Below are 17,703 nucleotides of genomic sequence, written 5' to 3' on the forward strand. Positions count from 1 at the left end.
GCGATGACGCGGCTGGTCATCCACGTGGGCTTTCACAAGACCGGCACGACGTCGGTGCAGACGCTGCTGCGCGAGAACCGGGACCTCTTGTCCGAACACCTCGCGATCTACCTGCGCCCGGATTTCGAAGAGCTGGCCGAGACCTGCCGCCGCTATTGCCTGAACCCGAAGCCGCTGCGCCTGGCCAATGTCGGGCGCGCGGCGCAGGCGTTCTTTGGCACGCTGGCCGCCGACGAGGCGCGGCCGATTTTGATGTCCAGCGAAGACCTGTCGGGCCTGATGCCCGGACGACGGGACCTTGCCACCTATGCCGCCGCGCCGCACCTGATGCGGGTGATCTGCGAAGCCGCCCGGGCGCGCTTAGGCAAGACGCTGGACCTCACGCTGTTCTTCTCGACGCGCGAGGCCGACAGCTGGCTGCGCAGCGCCTGGTGGCAGCACCTGCGCGGCACCCGGATGACCGAGGATCTCGACAGCTACGCGCAAAGCGCCCGGTCGGCCGCGGATTTCGACACCGTCCTGCAAGAAGTGCAAAGCACCACGCGCGGGGCCGTGGTGACCGCCCTGCCCCTGGAAGAGAGCCGCGACCTGCCGCAGGGGCCGCTGACGCCGTTGCTGGAGCTGGCGGGCCTGCCGGACGCGGTGCGCGCCCGAATCGAGATGCGTCCGCCCGACAACGTCCGGCCCGATCTGGGGCTGGAGCCGGCGTTCCTGGCGCTGAACCGGTCGGGCCTGCACATGAAGGACCTCGCCGAGATCAAGGCGCGAATCCTGAAAATGACCGCGACCCGCCAACGCAGGGACAATGACCCGGACTGAGCCGGGATTGTTGCGACTCCCTCAAAACTCCCATGCCGTGCCCGGTTTTTGCCACATTCCGGCAGCAGGGTCGCCCGTGACTGTGCAAGTTGGGCTGGCCGTGAATTACATTACGCAAAGACTTTTCCTGTCCGGGCTGGTACTGATGCCCGCGATCGCCTGCCTGCTGGTGCCGGATGCCCTGCGCCTGCAGGTCTTCGACGCCCTGGGCGTGACCGGAACCCTCCTGCTGTGGAGCCTGCTGACCGCACTAGTCGTCCACGCGGCGACCCGCATGCCCGCACGGGTCGAGCGTCCTGCCTATCAGAACGAGGCGCCGGTGCTGCTCCGCCGCGGGGTACTGGGATCTCCGGACCTCGCCCTGCCCGGCCCAAAGACGATGCGCGAGACGCTGGGCGTGGTGTTGTCCCAGGCCGACATGCCGCCGCCGCAAGACGGTCCCGAGTCCGCCGACCGCGCACTTGGCCTTGCGCTCGGGCGGCTGATCGAGGCCTGGAACGCGCCGACCCTGCATGCGCAAAGCGACGCGCGCCTGGCCGAACTCTTCCTTTTCTACCAGCTTCTGACGCGGCGCGCCGACGAGGCAGGCGCGCTGGCGCAGCTTTTCGCACGGCCCGACGTGGTGCTCGAGATCCGCGACCAGATCGCCACGATCCGCAAGCGCCGCGCGGCCTTTGACAAGCAGAACAACGCCTTTGCCGCGAACCAGACCGCCTGGGAGGAGCAGGGCGAGGCCGACCGGCCCGCGGCGCTGCTGACCGCCCTGCGAGGGCTGGTCCATCCCGACATCGACCTCTGGCACAAGGTCGTGACCGAACACGATCCGCACGATGCAGCCCAGCGCGAAGCCGCGCTGTGGTGCGTCCGCCAGCCCGACTGCGACCGCGCGACGGTGGCCTGCTTCCTCGCCTATGCCGCGGCCGACGGCCTGCTTGCAGCGGCGGCACGGCGCGGCGACCGGGCCTGGCTCTCCGGGGTGCAATCCGTCGTGGATGGCTGGAACGCGGGCCGCTACACCCGGCGCGAACTCGGGCTGTCCCCCTCGGACAGCCTGAGCGCGATGGCACCGGTCTTTTCCAACGCGCTGGACCAGGTGGCCGAAGCCACGGGCAGCACGCGTTGGGCCACACCGCGGGGAGCCTTTGCCGAATACACCGGCCGCAAACCGCGCCCGCGCGATCACTGGTGTCTGCGCACCGGGCGACTCCTGCGCGCGCCGCGCCGGACCGACTACTTCGACCAGGGCGTCGCATCCGCCGCCTGACACCGGCGGCGGCTTTCCCCTTTGCCATCGGCTGCCCCGGCGGCTAGGGAAGGCCAAGCACCGCAAGCAGGCCCGACATGACCCAGACCCCGCCCCGTTCCCACGGCCGCAAGAGCATCGCCGCGACGCTGCAGCCGCGCGAGCTGATCACCCCCACGCCCGACCTCGTCGCCGCCTGGAAAGCCCAGGCGATCACGCTGTTTCCCGAGGCCTTTCCCGGCCCTCTGGGCCTGTCTCTGACCGGCAAGGCGCTGCAGGACGGGCTCTGGCAGATGGATGCGGTGTTCCTGCGTGAATTCGGCGAAGGCCGGCACCGCAACGTCGACGACACGCCGGCGGGAGGCGGCGCGGGCATGGTGCTGCGCGCCGATGTCATGGGCCGCGCGCTGGACCACGCGCGCCGGACCATGCCCGCGGCGGCGCCGATCCTCTACCTGTCGCCCCGTGGACGGCGCATCAACCAGTCGCTGGCCCGTGACCTCGCCGCCGGTCCCGGCGTCACGCTGATCTGCGGCCGGTTCGAAGGGCTCGACCAGCGGGTCATCGACCACTACGGCATCACCGAAGTGAGCCTTGGCGATTTCGTCCTGACCGGCGGAGAGATCGCCGCTCATGCGCTGCTCGACGCCACGGTGCGCCTGCTGCCCGGGGTGCTGGGCAATGCCGCCTCGATCGAGGAGGAAAGCTTTGCAACCGGCCTTCTGGAACATCCTCAGTACACCAAGCCGGCCGAGTGGAACGGCCATGCCATCCCACCGGTGCTGCTGTCGGGCAACCACGGCGAAATCGACCGCTGGCGCCGGGCACAATCCGAGGCGCTGACCCGCGACCGCCGGCCCGACCTCTGGGCCGCGCACACCGAGGCCACCAAAGGCTGACCGGCCCGGCCAGCGCTTGACTTCACCCCTCAGAACAGGTGTATCGGGCCGAACCCGAGATGCCCCGAAGGAAGACCGCCATGCACGCCTACCGCAGCCACACCTGCGCCCAGCTCACCTCTGACAACGTCGGCCAGACCGTGCGCCTGTCGGGCTGGGTCAACCGCATCCGCGACCACGGCGGCATCCTCTTCATCGACCTGCGCGACCATTACGGCATCACCCAGGTGCTCTGCGACCCGGACAGCGCCGCCTTTGCCGACGTGGAAAAGGTCCGCAGCGAATGGTGCATCCGCATCGACGGCGAGGTGAAGGCCCGCGATCCCGAACTGGTGAACGCCAAGCTGCCCACTGGCGAGATCGAGGTCTTTATCCGCGACATCGAGGTGCTGGGCCCGGCCGAGGAACTGCCGCTGATCGTCTTCGGCGACCAGGAATACCCCGAGGAAACCCGCCTGCGCTACCGCTACCTCGACCTGCGCCGCGAGGCGATGCAGACCAACATGAAGCTGCGGTCGGACGTGGTGGCCAGCCTGCGCAAACGCATGTGGGACAAGGGCTTTCGCGAATACCAGACGCCGATCATCACCGCGTCGTCGCCCGAAGGCGCGCGCGACTTCCTCGTGCCCTCGCGCCTGCATCCGGGCAAGTTCTACGCGCTGCCGCAGGCCCCGCAGCAGTTCAAGCAGCTGATCATGGTCTCGGGCTACGACAAGTATTTCCAGATCGCCCCCTGCTTCCGCGACGAGGACCCGCGCGCCGACCGGTCGCCCACGGATTTCTACCAGCTCGACATGGAGATGTCCTTCGTCACCCAGCAGGACGTCTTCGACACGATCAGCCCGGTTATCGCGGGCGTGTTCGAGGAATTCGGCGGCCGCCCCGTCGATGCCCCCGGCGACTGGCCGCAGATTTCCTACCGCGACGCGGCGCTCTGGTACGGCACCGACAAGCCCGACCTGCGCAACCCGATCAAGATGCAGGTGGTGAGCGAACATTTCGCAGGCTCCGGTTTCGCCATCTTCGCCAAGCTGCTCGAGCAGGAGGGCACCGAGATCCGCGCCATCCCGGCGCCCAAGGGCGGGTCGCGCAAGTTCTGCGACCGGATGAACGCCTTTGCCCAGAAAGAGGGCCTGCCGGGGATGGGCTACATCTTCTGGCGCGACCAGGGCGACGGCATGGAAGCCGCAGGCCCGCTGGCCAAGAACATCGGCCCCGAGCGCACCGAGGCGATCCGCCAGCAGCTGGGCCTTGGCGTCGGCGACGCGGCCTTCTTCCTCGGCGGCAAGCCCAAGCAGTTCGAGAGCGTCGCGGGCAAGGCCCGGACGGTCATCGGCGACGAGCTGGGCCTGACCGACAAGAACCGTTTCGCCTTTGCCTGGATCGTCGATTTCCCGATCTACGAAAAGGACGCGGAAAGCGGTGCGATCGACTTCGAACACAACCCCTTCTCCATGCCGCAGGGCGGGATGGAGGCGCTGGAGGGCGACCCGTTGGACGTGAAGGGCTTCCAGTACGACCTGGCCTGCAACGGCTACGAACTGGTGTCGGGCGCGATCCGGAACCACCGGCCCGAGATCATGTTCAAGGCCTTCGAGATCGCCGGCTACGGCGCCGACGAGGTGAAGAAGCGCTTCGGCGGCATGGTCAACGCCTTCCGCTTCGGCGCCCCGCCCCACGGCGGCTGCGCCGCGGGCATCGACCGGATCGTGATGCTGCTGGCCGACGAGGCCAACATCCGCGAGGTCATCATGTTCCCGATGAACCAGCGCGCCGAAGACCTGATGATGGGCGCCCCGTCCGAGCCGACGAGCGACCAGCTGATGGAACTGCGCTTGCGGGTGATGCCGGAGGAGTAGCGAATGTTCGACCGCCTGAGGCAGGCCGGTTTCGACGTCATGGTGCGCAACCACGCCGAAGCCATCCTGTCGGTCGATTTTCGTCCGGAAACCGAGGAACTGATCGACGCGCTCTTGAGGGTGCGCATCCCGGCCGCGGAACTCATCGCCTCCGGCGGAGGCGAGGCAAAGTCCACGCAACGTCTGCGCCGCGAACTCACCCAAGCAGGTTGGCGCAAGCACAACTTCCGCATCGAAACGACCGTGGACAACGTCCCGAAAGGCGACGGCACCAGCCACGAGATCGACCATATCCGACGCTCGGATGCTGGTACACTCGCGCTCGAAATCGAATGGAACAACAAGGATCCGTTCTTTGACCGGGACTTGGAGAATTTTCAGCGTCTGCATGCGCAGTCGATCATCAGTGCCGGGGTGATCGTGACCCGCGGCGCCGCGTTGCAGGACCATATGGCACGGGTGATCGAGGATTACTTGCGCCAAGCGCAAATCGCCGACGAAGCCCCCTTGCTGCGCTTGGGAATGAAAGAGCGCACCGTACGGCAACGCCAGTCCGTCCAGCGTGCCATGGGCGCTGGGATGGATTTCCCGCAAAGCTTTTCACGGTTTTTCGTTGCCGATAAATTCGGTATGGCGACAACGCATTGGAAAAAACTCGAAGACCGTGTGCAGCGTGGCGTCGGCAACCCCTGCCCGCTGCTGCTCATCGGTCTCCCACGGGATGCGATTACACCTTATTCAGCGGCGACGCCCGAGTTGTAGGCGTAGGTTTTCCAGCTCGGCTTGTAATCCGAGTCCGCCTGATTGCCCCAGACGGTCCAGCCTTCCCGTACGCCGCGCCCGAACATTTCCAGATAGGGCCCCCAGGAACAGCTTTCGATCAGTTCGTACTGCTCGTCCGGCTTGCGGGAGTGTTCGCGCTTGCGGGTCTGGACCATATTGACCTGACGGCGGCCCGGCCCAAGCGTTCTGGCATTCTTGCCGCGCGTGCCGAACAGCAAAAGCTCGGTCACGTTGCGGAAATAGAACCCCACACCGCGACCGTCCGATCCGCCATCCTTGCGGATCTTGTGCCAGACGATGTTGGACTTGTACTCGAAGCCCCAGGCGTTCAGCACCGCCAGCCCCTCTGGCAGCAGCGCATTGGGAACCCACAGATAGCAATGCGCGCGGTCCTCGAGATGATCGGCGACCGGCAGGTCGCAGATATCGTCCAACGTCATCGTTGGATACCGCGCCAGCCGCTTGTGCTCGGGCGCGACCTTTCCGGTGCGGTTCGTAAACCGCCACGGCGGATCCGCCATCACCGTGGCAAAGCGGTCCTCGCCGAGGAATGTCGATAAATCTTGTGCGGCACTGTCGGTCATCTTCAACATATAGCTTGCCCCCAGCGCCTGTGTCATCCCGAATTTCGGAAAAGTTTAGACTTACGGCACAGAGAACACAATGCGAACATTTTCTTACCAGACCATTAATCCTGGCGCCCAATACGAAAAAGGCGCGGCGTGTCCCCGCGCCCTGTCTTTTGGGAAACCGATCAGTCCTCCAGACTGTCCTCGACCTTTTCATCCACCAGCTTGCGTTCTTCTTCCTTGCGGGCGTTGAAGCGGTCGCCGTAGCCTTCGATCTCGCTCTCGGGAATGACCTCGCGGGCACGGGCGAAGACCTCGTCTTCTTCCTCTTCGATGTGGTGCTCGTAGTCGTGGCGCAGCACCTTGAACTTCTCCAGCCAGCCGCCCGAGCTCATGTCCATCTCGTTGAGCTCTTCCATCAGGTCGTCGAGCTGCTGGTGCTCGTGCACTGAATGGCGCGCCGCGTCCTGGCCCCAGGTCTTCGAGATCAGCTTGGAATAAAACGTCTCTTCCTCCGCCGCGGCGTGGCTCTTGACGTGATAGTAGAATTCGCGCCAGGCCTTCTTCCGGTCCTCCGACGCGCCGGAGGTGTCGGAAATCCGGTCCAGCAGCGTTCGATGGTGGTCATGGTCTGCCTTGATGGCGGTATAGATGTCGGGCATGGGTCTCTCCTCAGATGCCAAGTCCAACGTCCGCGTCCCGCCTTCGTTCCCGCCGCTTTGCGCAAGGCTTTGCCGAGGTCCGCACTTCGTGATGTGCGGCCTCTGTGCGGCGCGGGTCAATGGGCGTATGATGAGACCAAATCCATGTGAAAGAGGCGTGCCATGGAGTTCGATCCGCAGCTTGGCGACATCCGCTTCGGATGCGGTCTGTCGCCGGTGGTCCCGCCGCCGGTGTCGGTTGCGGCGATGCTGTCTTCGCTGCAGGGGCCGGACCGCGCGGCGCGCGATTTCCCGGTCGAGCACTGGGACGATTTCCTCTCCCGTACCAAGTACAAACAGTCCCTGCGGCAGCTGCGCCGTCAGAACCGCGGCACCCCCGAAGCGGCGGAGGCCAGGAAGGCGCAGAAGGTGCTGGCGCGCCATGCTCGCGAGGCGCAGATGCACTGGCTAGGTCAACACCTGCTGCGCCGCACCAAGACCGAGACCCCGTTCCGCGAACGCCTGACCGCCTTCTGGGCGGATCATTTCACCGCCACGGGCAAGGTCGGCCTGCTGCGGCGCGCGGCAACGCCCTACGTGGAAACGGCGATACGACCGCATGTCGCCGGACGGTTCGAGGATCTGCTGATCGCGGCGGTTCTGCATCCGGTCATGGTGCATTACCTCGATCAGGACAGTTCCGTCGGCACCAATTCGACACGCGGCCTGAAAGTGCCGCAGAAGGCCGGGGTCAACGAAAACCTCGCCCGCGAGGTGCTTGAGCTGCATACGCTGGGCGTCGGCGGTCCCTACACCCAGACCGACGTGACCGAACTGGCCGAGCTTTTGACCGGCGTGACGCTGGACCAGGTCGCCGGGTTCAAATTCCGCAAGGATTGGGCAGAGCCGGGGGCCGAAACCGTGCTGGGCCGAAGCTATGGCGGCGAAGACGCGCGGCTGGCCGACGTCAAGGCCGCCCTGCGCGACCTGGCACGCCACCCGGCGACCGCCGCGCATCTATCCGCCAAGCTGGCGGTGCATTTCCTCGGCGACGCGCCCGAGCCTGGCGTGGCCGAGGCGATGGCGGCGGCCTATCGCGACAGCGGCGGCGATCTGTCCAGCGTCTATGCAGCACTGTTACAGCATCCCGCCGCCTGGACGCCCGCGCGGCGCAACGTCAAGCCCGCCTTCGATTTCGTCGCTTCAGCCTGCCGCGCGCTGGCGATCGCGCCAGAGGCGATGGCCGGCCTCGATGCCAAGGCGACAATGCGGCATGTCCAGTGGCCGCTGGCGCTGATGGGTCACATCTGGGAAAAACCCGATGGACCGGACGGGCTGCCCGAGGCGGACAACGCCTGGATCACGCCGCAGGGCGTGTCGGCACGGCTGCAATGGGCTCTGGCGGTGCCGCAAATGCTGCTGCGGGACCTGCCCGATCCGCGCGATTTCGTCGTCACGGCACTGGGGCCGGACGCCCCGCCCAACGTCAGATTTGCCGCCGAGGCAGCGGAAAGCCGGTCCGACGGCGTCGGGCTAGTGTTGGCCTCCCCGGCCTTTCAGAGAGTGTAATCGCCATGGCCCAGACCCTGAATCGCCGCGCGTTCCTGTCCCGCTCTGCCCTGCTGGGCTGTTCGCTGGCCGCCAGCCCGCTGGTGACGCCAGTGAGCTTTGCCGCGGCCCCGGGCGACGGCCGGCTGGTGGTCATCGTCCTGCGCGGCGGCATGGACGGGCTCGACGCGCTGCGCCCCTACGGCGATCCGGGCTATGCGGCGCTGCGCAAGGGGCCGTTTGGTGTCGACAGGCAGGCGGAGGTGGCGGACCTCGACGGATATTTCGCCCTGCATCCGGCGCTGGCCGGGCTGATGCCGCTCTGGTCGGCTGGGCAGTTGGCAGCGGTTCACGCGGTGTCGACCCCCTATCGCGACAAGCGCAGCCATTTCGACGGACAGGACCTGCTCGAGGCGGGCACGGCGGATTTCAGCGGCGGCCGGTCGCGCGACGGCTGGCTCAACCGGCTGCTGACGCTGCTGCCCGGCAGCGATGTGGAAACCGCCTATGCCATCGGACGCGGCAGCATGGCGATCCTCGACGGCCAAGCCCCGGTCAGCCGCTGGTCGCCGGACAGCGACCTGGCGCTCAGCCCGCAGGCGCTGACGCTCGCGCGGCTGGTGATGCAGGACGATCCGGCCTTTGCCGCGGCGATGGAGCAAGCCTTTGCGCTGGCGGATGGCGACGGCGATGCCATTGCGGTCGAAGGCGGCATGCGCGAGATGATGACGATGATGAACGACGATGCCGCTGCGGCGCGATCGGCGGCGGGTGAAATCCGGATGGCGGACTTCGCGGCGCAACGCCTGCGCGGCGATGCGCGCATCGCGTCCTTCTCGATCAACGGCTGGGACACCCACGAGGCGCAGGACAGGAGCCTGCCCCGTGCGCTGTCGCGGCTGGCCGAAACGATCCTTGCCCTGCAGAAGGGCCTGGGCGGGCCGATCTGGAAAACCACCGCGGTGGTGGCGGTGACCGAATTCGGGCGGACGGCGCGGATCAACGGATCGGGCGGCACCGATCACGGCACCGGCGGCATGATGCTGCTGGCGGGCGGCGCCCTGCGCGGCGGGCGCGTCGTCGCCGACTGGCCGGGTCTGGACGAGTCGGCGCTTTACGAGCGGCGCGACCTCATGCCCACGCGGGACATGCGCGCACATCTGGGCTGGTTGATGCACGGGCTCTTCGGCGTATCGCGCAGCGACCTGGAACGGGTCGTGTTTCCGGGCCTCGACATGGGCGGCGACCCGGGCCTGCTGCTCTGACGGCAGGGAGCGCCGACGCGCGCCACGGCCCCGGTCTCTGGTCAGATCGCAACCTGGTCCGACAGCCGTTCCTGCACCAGCCCGGCAAGCTGGGCGATGCGGGCATGTACCGGACGGCCCATATTGCGCGCCTCGGTCAGGTCCTCGGCGGCGCTGCACAGCGCTTGATCGTTCGCGGATCGCGCCACACCCGACAGAAACCGCGCCGCGAAATCGACGCTGCGCGCGTCCGAAATATCGCCGAGCATGTCGGCGGCATGGGCCATGTCATCGCGATACGCCAGCGGATCGGGCGACACCGCGTCGTCCGGAACGTTGCGCGGACCCATGGCGCGGCGGTCGGCCGGCAGATGCGCAAGGATCGCCGACTGAAAGGCCGCGAGGCTCAACACCGGTTTTTCCAGGAACCCGTCGGCGCCCGCGGACCGCGCCAAAGGCTCTGTCATGCCGTCGCCGCTGATCGCCAAGAGCACCGCCACGCGCGGCGAGGCCGCGGCCAATTCCTCCAGCAGGTCGGCGCCGGACCCGTCGGGCAGACCCATGTCCACGATCACCACCGAAGGGCGGTAGACCTGCAGATGCCGCCGCGCGGACCGCAGGGAATCGGCACGGCGGATGCGCGCGCCGCTGCGCAGGCACAAAAGCCGAAACGCCTCGCAGGCATATTTGCTGTCTTCAACCGCGAGGACCGTCAGCCCCAGCAGCGGGCGCTCCGCCGTTGGCCTGGGCAGTCCACCCCTTGTCATCAGGTCATCCATGTCAGCCTCCGCATTGGATCGAGTCGGAGAATGACTCACCGGGCCTAAGGAGCCGTTAACCGCGATCCGGGCTCGCCGCTCCAAAGTGCCGCAGGCGCGCGCGGCGGGCTTGCCCCGGAGCCACGGCAGGGCCATAACCGGCCCGAACAGTGAGGGAGCCTTGCCATGATCGGCCGTTTGAACCATGTCGCCATCGCCGTGCCCGACCTAGAGGCCGCCTGCGCCCAGTACCGTACGGCGCTTGGCGCCAATGTCGGCGCGCCGCAGGACGAACCTGACCACGGCGTGACGGTCGTCTTCATCGAATTGCCGAACACCAAGATCGAACTGCTCTACCCGCTGGGCGACGACAGTCCGATCGCGGGCTTCCTTGAAAAGAACCCCGCCGGCGGCATCCACCATGTCTGCTACGAGGTGCCCGACATCCTCGCCGCGCGTGACAAGCTCAAGGAAACCGGCGCGCGGGTGCTGGGGAGCGGAGAACCCAAGATCGGCGCCCACGGCAAGTCGGTTCTGTTCCTGCATCCCAAGGATTTCAACGGCTGCCTGGTGGAACTGGAAGAGGTCTGATCCGACCTTAGATCAGGTACAGCCGTCACAGACAAAGGACACCTCCCATGGGGATCACCTCTGGCCTCGTACTCTACGCCGTCCTGTGGTTCATGACCTTCCTCGTGGTCATTCCCATTCGCCTGCAGACGCAAGGCGACGTCGGCACGGTGGTCGAAGGCACCCATGCCGGGTCGCCCGAGGTGCACAACTTGCGCAAGAAGGCCTGGATCACCACCGGTGTTGCGGCGATCCTCTGGGCGATCATCGCGTCGATCATCATTTCGGGGCTCGTCACCGTGCGTGACATCGACATGTTCAACCGGATGGGGCCCGCGACTGAATCTGGTGAAACAGATGCGTGAAGGTGGCCGCACCCAGGATCGGGATCAGCAGGTTCACCAGCGGCACCGATAACGGCATGGCCATCAGGATGCCGGCAATCCAGACCCGGCCGACGTTCTGGCGCAGCATCGTCCGCGCGCCCTCTCGCCCGACCCGGCGCATCGCGGCGAGCGTGAAATATTCCCGACCCAGCAGGTAACCGTTCATGCCCCAGAAGATGAAGGGCGAGAACGGCGGGAAGAAGACATACAGAAACAGCGCCAGCACGTTGGCGCCGATCAGCAGCCCGAGGAAGTTGATCGTGTCGCGCACCGCATCCCCGAACGGCACCCTGGTGGCAGGGGGCAGGTGCGGATAATGCCGGTCCTCGACCGCCTGCGCCACGTCCTCGAGGAACATCGACGTGATGGCCGACGCGACCGGCAGCATGAGGAACACCGACAACAGCAGCATTACCCCGAACGACCCCCAGGTCAGCAGGTCGTTGAGCCAGGTGACCTCGCCCACCAGCGGCACGGTGACCTCGTCGCCGAAGAGCGCCGAGAGCAGCCACAGGAACCCCGCGTAGAACACCACGAGCAGCGCGAAACTCAACCCGATCCCGAGGAACAGCACCCGCCGGAAGCGCGGATCGCCGATCTGCGCCACGGCGCGGAAAAAGCTGTTCAGGATCATGCGGCGACCCAGGTCGTCACGGTGTCGAGATTCGGGCGCGGCCGTTCGGGCGGGGCGCTGGTTTCGGTGCCGATGTGGATGAACCCGGCCACCCGTTCGTTGGGCGCGAGGCCCAGCGCCTCTTCGACAAAGCCGCGGTCATGCGCGACCCAGCCCGACAGCCAGTTTGCCCCCCAGCCCGACGCCAGCGCGGCGTTCAACAGCGCCAGGCACACAGCGCCCGCGGAATAGGTCTGTTCGATCTCGGGGATCTTGGGCGAGGCACGCTGCACCTCGATCACCGCCACGCACAGCGGGCTGTCGGCGAATTGCTTGCGGCCCTTGTCCGCCTGTTCCGGGTCGAGCGACAACGCCGCGGCACGGTCCAGTGCGGTGTCTGCCAACCGATCCAGCGCCCCGCGCTCCAACACCAGCAACCGCCAGGGCTCGAGCTTTCCGTGATCCGGCGTCCGCACCGCCGCCTCGAGCAGCGGCATCAGCGCCGCGCGATCCGGGGCCGGTGCCGTCAGCGTCTTCGCCGGGCGCGACCGGCGGGTCAGCAGGAAATCGAGGGCGGCGGGATTCGGGTCGGGCATAGGCGTCTCCTTTGATGACGCATATGTCAGCGCGGCGGCGGAGAGTTTCAACCGTTTTGCGCAGCCGCCCGTCAGTCGCCCGAACGCTTGGTGCGCGAATAAACCCCTTCGGGCAGCGAAATCGCCGCCGCAAGGTCGCGCATCTGCGCGATCGACAGGGTGATCTTCTGCATCCGGTCGGTGCGAGGGTCATATTGTTCGACGGTGATGCATTCCTCGAAGGAATGCACGACGATGTCTTCCTGCAACGGCGCTTCGCCCTCGTCCACGAGGGTCACCACGGTCGCGTCGAATTCGTGCTCTATGCTGAACATGGTGCCAGACTATCCGCGCGGCACCGCCTTGCCTAGCCTCTGCCTGCGCCGATGCAGGGCGAAAAGCGCAGGCGCGGCGATGTAGTCGTACAGCGCGGCCGAGACCTGCGCCACGCCCGGCAGGCGTACCATCCGCGCCAGCCAGGCCAGATGCGGCAGCCGGTCCCAGAGCAGCGCGAAGGCCGGGATGCCGTCGTACATCCGGCCGTCCTTGAGCACGTGGAACCGGCGTGCCGCCGCACGTTCCGTCAGGCCGTAACGTTCCAACGCCGCGCGGTCCAGCCCGACATACGCGACCGGCAGATCATGCGCGCGGGTGTAACGCTTGTAGGCTGCCACCTCGCGCGCGCAGATCGGGCAGGTGTCGTTGTAGATCACGGTGAGGTCAGCTGTCTGGTCCATGCGACACAGCTAGGCGCCCCGCAGGCCCCGGCAAGCGCCGTCAGAGATGCCGCGACAGCATGTCCTGCAGCACCGGGCACAACGCCGCGGCGGCCTCCTGGTGGGTCCGCGGGCCGATCATGCCCTGTGCCGCACTCGCGTCGAATTCGTCGTAGATCATGCCCTGCGTGCCCTCGGCCCGGGCCTCTTCGGACGGGCAGACGATGACCACGCCGGCGACGCGGGGGCGCAGCACCTCGACCATCGCGGCGGTGATGAACAGCGGATCGCCGGTCACGTCGGTCGCGTCGGTGTCGGGCGGCGGCTGATCGGCGAACCAGAGCAGCACGATGGGGCCGCGCAACGCACCCACGAGCAGCTTCATCCGGGCGGTCCAGGCCGCGCGCAATTCTGCGACCATCAGGCCAAAGCGGTCCTCGGACAGGTCGCGGAGGCGGGTCAGCATGTGGCGTGTAAAGTGAAACTCGGTAAAATCCACCTCGGGGTAGATCGCCTGCAACGTGCGCGAGGCGCGCAGGAACCGGTCGTTGCGCCGCGGATGCACTGCGTAATAGCGGTTCGACATGTTCTGCGCGCCCATCACCTGGATCACGGTGGCGGCGGCGCCTTCGGCGGCCTGCATGATCGTCGGATCGTTGAGGTAGAGGTCGAGCCCCGCATTGGGGCTGCCGAAATTGACGCAGGGCACAGAGAGACCCTGTTCCGTCAGTGCCGGAAACGGCTCTTCGATGAACCGCCCGTAGGTGTCCGTGCCACCCAGGAACGCGATGTAATCGCCCTGCAGCCTGCGGCGCGGGCCGCGGAACTGCACCCTGCTCAGGCCATACCTGCACGGATAGTATTCAAGGGCGTCGCCGCCCTTTCCGACATACGTCATCACACCCACCTTTTCTCATTCCCGCGAACAGATTCGGTGTTTTCCCTTTCCAAATCGCTAACCTGAAAATGCGCCTTTAACTTGAGCGACCCGCCTTGCAGCCGCCCGGCCCGCGGGCCTATGGTTGCGCTCAGGCCAAAGGCAAGGATGACAGGCATGGAAATCAAGTCGGTGGGCGTCGTGGGCGCGGGGCAGATGGGCAACGGCATCGCGCATGTGATGGCGCTCTCGGGCTACGACGTGCAGCTCAACGATGTGAACCAGGAAGCGCTCGACAAGGCGCTGTCGGTCATCGAGCGCAACCTCGACCGGCAGGTCAGCCGCGAAAAGATCACCCAGGCCGACAAGGAGGCCGCCATGGGCCGCGTCTCGACCACGCTCGAGATCAGCGAACTGGGCCAGGCCGACCTGGTGATCGAGGCGGCGACCGAACGCGAAGAGGTCAAGCACAAGATTTTTGAATCGCTGGTGCCGCATCTCAAGCCCGAAACGATCCTGACTTCGAACACCTCGTCCATTTCGATCACCCGCCTGGCCAGCCGCACCGACCGGCCGGAAAAATTCATGGGCTTTCATTTCATGAACCCGGTGCCGGTGATGCAGCTGGTCGAGCTCATCCGCGGCATCGCCACCGATGGCGACACCTACGACGCCTGCCATGCGGTGGTGGAAAAGCTGGGCAAGACCGCCGCCTCGGCCGAGGATTTTCCGGCCTTCATCGTCAATCGCATCCTGATGCCGATGATCAACGAGGCGGTCTATACGCTGTACGAGGGCGTCGGCAACGTGCGGTCCATCGACGAGGCGATGAAACTCGGCGCGAACCACCCCATGGGGCCGCTGGAGCTTGCGGATTTCATCGGGCTGGACACCTGTCTGGCGATCATGAACGTCCTGCACGACGGGCTGGGCGACACCAAGTACCGGCCCTGCCCGCTCCTGTCGAAATACGTCGAGGCCGGGTGGCTGGGCCGCAAGTCGGGCCGCGGGTTCTACGACTACCGCGGCGACACGCCGACGCCGACCCGCTAGGTCAGCGCCCGCCCGGCACGTCGCGGATCAGCCCGGTCAGCGACTGCGGACCTTCGTAGCGGCGGCTGTGCTCGAAGACCGGCGACCGGTCCAGCCCGCCGCCGTCGAGCAGCGCCTTGTAATACCGGCTGCCGCCCGCGTGCTGGCCACGCTGGACGATGTATTCGATGCCGGCCCGGCCGCGGGTCAGCGGGAAATGCAGCAGCGCCGCGATACTTTCCGAAAGCCGCACCGGCCGGTCCATCACATGCCCGTTGAAAACCGTTCCCGGCTGCCATTTGAACAACCCGATCTTGGTGGCGTTGAGCGCGCCTTGAAAAAGGTGCCGGGTGCGGTTGCGCGCGAGCCGGCGCAGAACCGCGTCCAATCCGCGCGGCGTGACCGTCCGGTCGAGTCTCAGAAACCGCTCGATCATCCGGCTTTGCAGCGCCGTAGGCTGCGCATCCTGCAGGAAGAACAGCCGGTCACGCGCGCCGCCGTTGAACCGGACGGGCGGCGCGGGGTGGGTCTCCAACTGTTTTTTCGTCACCGGGCGCATGGTATAGCCGCCGGGAAAGGGTGCGGGTCCGTCGAAATGGTCGAAGCGCTGCGTCAGCGACAGCCCGTCGTCGGCTTTGTGGACGTGATCGGCTAGAGCCAAGTCCCCGTACATGTCGATCATCAGCGCAATGGCGGCCTCGGCGCCTTCGGCCTCCAAAGCCGCGATGTATCCAGCAAGGCCGCGCGACACCGGCCCGGGGCAGACGAACAACTCGTCTACGTCCGGTGACAGGCACCATTGCCCCGCGCCATAGTGATCCAGCAGACCGGATTTCCAGATCGCCCTTTCCTTGCCGAACTCCGCCCCCGGCACCGGTTCGAAGAGCGTCACGTCGGGCTGCGCCGCGAGGTATTCGCGGCTCCCGTCGGTGGAGCGGTCGTCGACGATCAGGAACGAGGCGTAGCAAAGCGTGCGGTAGTGCGACAGGAAGTCCGGCAGAATGTTGATCTCGTTGTGCGACAGCGCCACGACGGGCGTCTGGCCGGGACGATGCCGGTCTTCGGTGATCCGCGTGATCCGGTCCATGGCCACCCCTGCTTCTGCGATACCGGCAGGCATATCCCCCGGGCATGTGGCTGGCAACCGTCGCCACGTGCTTCCGAATCTTGGCGCTCGATCTGTTTTCGCTACCATTTTCAGCGCCCCGCCGGATATGTGATCACAGCCTTTGGGCGCGTGATCACATATCTGGGGTTTTGCCGCGAATTGATCGCATTGGGCAAGTTTTCGGTTAAGGTCGCCTGAAACCTATGCCTATACCAGATGCAATCGCAGCAAGACGGGACAGGATTCCATGAATATCCACGAGTATCAGGCGAAAGCCCTGCTGCGCAGCTACGGCGCTCCGGTGTCCGATGGCCGCGTGGTTCTGAGGGCCGAAGAAGCCAAGACCGCGGCAAGCGCGCTCGACGGACCGCTTTGGGTCGTCAAGGCGCAGATCCACGCAGGTGGCCGCGGCAAGGGCAGCTTCAAGGAAGCCGATGCCGGTGAGAAAGGCGGCGTGCGGCTCGCGAAATCGGTAGAGGAAGCCGCGGACGAGGCCAAGCGCATGCTGGGCCGCACCCTGGTCACCCACCAGACCGGACCGGCGGGCAAGCAGGTCAACCGCATCTACATCGAGGACGGCAGCGGCATCGAAACCGAACTGTACCTCGCCCTGCTGGTCGACCGCGTGACCAGCCGCATTTCCTTCGTCTGCTCGACCGAAGGCGGCATGGACATCGAAGAGGTCGCGGCGAAGACGCCGGAAAAGATCCTCAGCTTCTCGATCGACCCCGCCACCGGCTACCAGGCGTTCCACGGCCGCCGCATCGGTTTCGCCCTGGGCCTGACCGGCAAGGCGATGAAGCAATGCGTCGGTCTGATGGGCACACTCTACAAGATGTTCGTCGAAAAAGACATGGAGATGCTCGAGATCAACCCCCTCATCGTCACCGACGAGGGCGATCTCAAGTGTCTCGACGCCAAGATGGGTTTCGACGGCAACGCGATCTACCGCCACGCGGATATCGGCGAGCTGCGCGACACCTCCGAGGAAGACACCAAGGAGCTGGAAGCGTCGAAGTACGACCTCAACTACATCGCCCTGGACGGCGAGATCGGCTGCATGGTGAACGGCGCGGGCCTCGCCATGGCGACCATGGACATCATCAAGCTCTACGGCGCGGAGCCTGCCAACTTCCTCGACGTAGGCGGCGGTGCGACCAAGGAAAAGGTCACCGAGGCGTTCAAGATCATCACCTCGGACAAGAACGTCAAAGGCATCCTGGTGAACATCTTCGGCGGCATCATGCGCTGCGACGTGATCGCGGAAGGCGTCGTCGCCGCGGTCAAGGAAGTCGGGCTCGAAGTGCCGCTGGTTGTCCGCCTGGAGGGCACCAACGTGGAAAAGGGCAAGGAGATCATCCGGTCCTCCGGTCTCAACGTGATCGCCGCCGACGACCTCAAGGACGGCGCGCAGAAGATCGTGAAGGCGGTCAAGGGCTGAGCCATGCGCGGAACCGGGCCTC

Annotated in this window: 20 protein-coding genes; 11 read left to right on the forward strand and 9 right to left on the reverse strand. The window is 66.2% G+C overall.

The features are described 5' to 3' along the window. The first annotated feature begins 3 nt into the window (after positions 1–3). The 5 genes from DU478_RS03025 (at position 4) to DU478_RS03045 (ending at position 5,582) form a co-directional block, all read left to right on the forward strand. A complete protein-coding gene (locus DU478_RS03025; RefSeq protein ID WP_114509454.1) occupies positions 4–819 on the forward strand; it encodes a hypothetical protein in 816 nt (271 codons plus the stop codon). A gap of 76 nt (positions 820–895) precedes the next feature. After that, on the forward strand, positions 896–2,083 hold the full coding sequence (locus tag DU478_RS03030; protein ID WP_147276314.1) for a hypothetical protein: 1,188 nt from the start codon (positions 896–898) through the stop codon (positions 2,081–2,083). A 77-nt stretch (positions 2,084–2,160) separates the two neighbouring features. Further along, positions 2,161–2,961, forward strand: a complete 801-nt coding sequence (trmD, locus tag DU478_RS03035; RefSeq protein WP_114509456.1) for a tRNA (guanosine(37)-N1)-methyltransferase TrmD — start codon at positions 2,161–2,163, stop codon at positions 2,959–2,961. A gap of 80 nt (positions 2,962–3,041) precedes the next feature. Then, positions 3,042–4,820, forward strand: a complete 1,779-nt coding sequence (gene aspS / locus DU478_RS03040) for an aspartate--tRNA ligase (RefSeq protein WP_114509457.1) — start codon at positions 3,042–3,044, stop codon at positions 4,818–4,820. A gap of 3 nt (positions 4,821–4,823) precedes the next feature. Next, complete coding sequence (locus DU478_RS03045; RefSeq protein ID WP_114509458.1) at positions 4,824–5,582, forward strand: BglII/BstYI family type II restriction endonuclease; 759 nt, start codon at positions 4,824–4,826, stop codon at positions 5,580–5,582. Here the strand turns inward: DU478_RS03045 and DU478_RS03050 are convergent. Together DU478_RS03050 and DU478_RS03055 are read right to left on the reverse strand one after the other, a co-directional pair. Further along, the gene (locus DU478_RS03050) at positions 5,555–6,187 is read right to left on the reverse strand and encodes an MT-A70 family methyltransferase (protein ID WP_114509710.1); all 633 of its coding nucleotides are present in this window, start codon (positions 6,185–6,187) and stop codon (positions 5,555–5,557) included. The two genes, DU478_RS03045 and DU478_RS03050, sit on opposite strands and share 28 nt — an antisense overlap. 170 nt (positions 6,188–6,357) lie before the next feature. Further along, positions 6,358–6,834 carry a hemerythrin domain-containing protein gene (locus DU478_RS03055; protein ID WP_114509459.1) on the reverse strand — a complete coding sequence of 159 codons (477 nt, stop codon included), beginning with the start codon at positions 6,832–6,834 and terminating at the stop codon, positions 6,358–6,360. Between the two features lie 162 nt (positions 6,835–6,996). Here DU478_RS03055 and DU478_RS03060 point away from each other — a divergent pair, with 162 nt between their 5' ends. Together DU478_RS03060 and DU478_RS03065 are read left to right on the forward strand one after the other, a co-directional pair. After that, a complete protein-coding gene (locus DU478_RS03060) occupies positions 6,997–8,382 on the forward strand; it encodes a DUF1800 domain-containing protein (protein WP_114509460.1) in 1,386 nt (461 codons plus the stop codon). A 5-nt stretch (positions 8,383–8,387) separates the two neighbouring features. Next, positions 8,388–9,626 (forward strand): DUF1501 domain-containing protein, encoded by a 1,239-nt coding sequence (locus tag DU478_RS03065; protein WP_114509461.1) that lies wholly within the window; start codon positions 8,388–8,390, stop codon positions 9,624–9,626. Between the two features lie 41 nt (positions 9,627–9,667). On the opposite strand, the gene DU478_RS03070 is transcribed toward DU478_RS03065, so the two are convergent. Beyond that, a complete protein-coding gene (locus tag DU478_RS03070; RefSeq protein ID WP_114509462.1) occupies positions 9,668–10,384 on the reverse strand; it encodes a response regulator in 717 nt (238 codons plus the stop codon). A gap of 165 nt (positions 10,385–10,549) precedes the next feature. Between DU478_RS03070 and mce the strand changes: the two genes are divergently transcribed. Together mce and DU478_RS03080 are read left to right on the forward strand one after the other, a co-directional pair. Beyond that, complete coding sequence (gene mce, locus DU478_RS03075; RefSeq protein ID WP_114509463.1) at positions 10,550–10,954, forward strand: methylmalonyl-CoA epimerase; 405 nt, start codon at positions 10,550–10,552, stop codon at positions 10,952–10,954. Positions 10,955–11,001: 47 nt separating this feature from the next. Further along, positions 11,002–11,298: a DUF1467 family protein gene (locus DU478_RS03080; RefSeq protein ID WP_114509464.1), complete on the forward strand. Its 297-nt coding sequence runs from the start codon at positions 11,002–11,004 to the stop codon at positions 11,296–11,298. Here the strand turns inward: DU478_RS03080 and DU478_RS03085 are convergent. The 5 genes from DU478_RS03085 to DU478_RS03105 form a co-directional block, all read right to left on the reverse strand. Beyond that, on the reverse strand, positions 11,252–11,953 hold the full coding sequence (locus DU478_RS03085) for an EI24 domain-containing protein (RefSeq protein WP_114509465.1): 702 nt from the start codon (positions 11,951–11,953) through the stop codon (positions 11,252–11,254). The genes DU478_RS03080 and DU478_RS03085 overlap by 47 nt on opposite strands. Continuing rightward, positions 11,950–12,528 carry a nitroreductase family protein gene (locus DU478_RS03090; RefSeq protein WP_114509466.1) on the reverse strand — a complete coding sequence of 193 codons (579 nt, stop codon included), beginning with the start codon at positions 12,526–12,528 and terminating at the stop codon, positions 11,950–11,952. Before DU478_RS03090 ends, DU478_RS03085 begins: the two co-directional genes overlap by 4 nt. Positions 12,529–12,599: 71 nt before the next feature. Next, complete coding sequence (locus DU478_RS03095) at positions 12,600–12,842, reverse strand: hypothetical protein (RefSeq protein ID WP_114509467.1); 243 nt, start codon at positions 12,840–12,842, stop codon at positions 12,600–12,602. Positions 12,843–12,851: 9 nt separating this feature from the next. Continuing rightward, entirely contained in the window at positions 12,852–13,244 is a 393-nt protein-coding gene (locus DU478_RS03100; protein ID WP_114509468.1) for a thiol-disulfide oxidoreductase DCC family protein, read from the reverse strand. A gap of 40 nt (positions 13,245–13,284) precedes the next feature. Continuing rightward, positions 13,285–14,121, reverse strand: a complete 837-nt coding sequence (locus DU478_RS03105; RefSeq protein WP_114509469.1) for a DUF6473 family protein — start codon at positions 14,119–14,121, stop codon at positions 13,285–13,287. A 156-nt stretch (positions 14,122–14,277) separates the two neighbouring features. On the opposite strand from DU478_RS03105, the gene DU478_RS03110 reads away from it, so the two are divergent. After that, positions 14,278–15,153, forward strand: coding sequence for a 3-hydroxybutyryl-CoA dehydrogenase (locus tag DU478_RS03110; protein WP_114509470.1), 876 nt, complete (start codon positions 14,278–14,280; stop codon positions 15,151–15,153). Position 15,154: 1 nt separating this feature from the next. Here DU478_RS03110 and DU478_RS03115 read toward each other — a convergent pair whose 3' ends face one another. Continuing rightward, on the reverse strand, positions 15,155–16,219 hold the full coding sequence (locus tag DU478_RS03115) for a glycosyltransferase family 2 protein (RefSeq protein ID WP_158545731.1): 1,065 nt from the start codon (positions 16,217–16,219) through the stop codon (positions 15,155–15,157). A 268-nt stretch (positions 16,220–16,487) separates the two neighbouring features. Here DU478_RS03115 and sucC point away from each other — a divergent pair, with 268 nt between their 5' ends. Further along, the gene (gene sucC, locus DU478_RS03120) at positions 16,488–17,681 is read left to right on the forward strand and encodes an ADP-forming succinate--CoA ligase subunit beta (protein WP_114509472.1); all 1,194 of its coding nucleotides are present in this window, start codon (positions 16,488–16,490) and stop codon (positions 17,679–17,681) included. Positions 17,682–17,703: the final 22 nt, after the last annotated feature.

It is taken from the genome of Thalassococcus profundi, from assembly GCF_003344785.1.
Lineage (GTDB): Bacteria > Pseudomonadota > Alphaproteobacteria > Rhodobacterales > Rhodobacteraceae > Puniceibacterium > Puniceibacterium profundi.

Coding starts and splice junctions, on each gene's coding strand:
- DU478_RS03045 (WP_114509458.1), top strand. CDS start 4,824: ATGTTCGACCGCCTGAGGCAGGCCGGTTTCGACGTCATGGTGCGCAAC.
- DU478_RS03080 (WP_114509464.1), top strand. CDS start 11,002: ATGGGGATCACCTCTGGCCTCGTACTCTACGCCGTCCTGTGGTTCATG.
- DU478_RS03085 (WP_114509465.1), bottom strand. CDS start 11,953: ATGATCCTGAACAGCTTTTTCCGCGCCGTGGCGCAGATCGGCGATCCG.
- DU478_RS03105 (WP_114509469.1), bottom strand. CDS start 14,121: ATGACGTATGTCGGAAAGGGCGGCGACGCCCTTGAATACTATCCGTGC.
- DU478_RS03095 (WP_114509467.1), bottom strand. CDS start 12,842: ATGTTCAGCATAGAGCACGAATTCGACGCGACCGTGGTGACCCTCGTG.
- sucC (WP_114509472.1), top strand. CDS start 16,488: ATGAATATCCACGAGTATCAGGCGAAAGCCCTGCTGCGCAGCTACGGC.
- DU478_RS03050 (WP_114509710.1), bottom strand. CDS start 6,187: ATGACCGACAGTGCCGCACAAGATTTATCGACATTCCTCGGCGAGGAC.
- trmD (WP_114509456.1), top strand. CDS start 2,161: ATGACCCAGACCCCGCCCCGTTCCCACGGCCGCAAGAGCATCGCCGCG.
- DU478_RS03060 (WP_114509460.1), top strand. CDS start 6,997: ATGGAGTTCGATCCGCAGCTTGGCGACATCCGCTTCGGATGCGGTCTG.
- DU478_RS03065 (WP_114509461.1), top strand. CDS start 8,388: ATGGCCCAGACCCTGAATCGCCGCGCGTTCCTGTCCCGCTCTGCCCTG.
- DU478_RS03110 (WP_114509470.1), top strand. CDS start 14,278: ATGGAAATCAAGTCGGTGGGCGTCGTGGGCGCGGGGCAGATGGGCAAC.
- DU478_RS03055 (WP_114509459.1), bottom strand. CDS start 6,834: ATGCCCGACATCTATACCGCCATCAAGGCAGACCATGACCACCATCGA.
- DU478_RS03100 (WP_114509468.1), bottom strand. CDS start 13,244: ATGGACCAGACAGCTGACCTCACCGTGATCTACAACGACACCTGCCCG.
- DU478_RS03025 (WP_114509454.1), top strand. CDS start 4: ATGACGCGGCTGGTCATCCACGTGGGCTTTCACAAGACCGGCACGACG.
- mce (WP_114509463.1), top strand. CDS start 10,550: ATGATCGGCCGTTTGAACCATGTCGCCATCGCCGTGCCCGACCTAGAG.
- DU478_RS03070 (WP_114509462.1), bottom strand. CDS start 10,384: ATGGATGACCTGATGACAAGGGGTGGACTGCCCAGGCCAACGGCGGAG.
- aspS (WP_114509457.1), top strand. CDS start 3,042: ATGCACGCCTACCGCAGCCACACCTGCGCCCAGCTCACCTCTGACAAC.
- DU478_RS03090 (WP_114509466.1), bottom strand. CDS start 12,528: ATGCCCGACCCGAATCCCGCCGCCCTCGATTTCCTGCTGACCCGCCGG.
- DU478_RS03115 (WP_158545731.1), bottom strand. CDS start 16,219: ATGGACCGGATCACGCGGATCACCGAAGACCGGCATCGTCCCGGCCAG.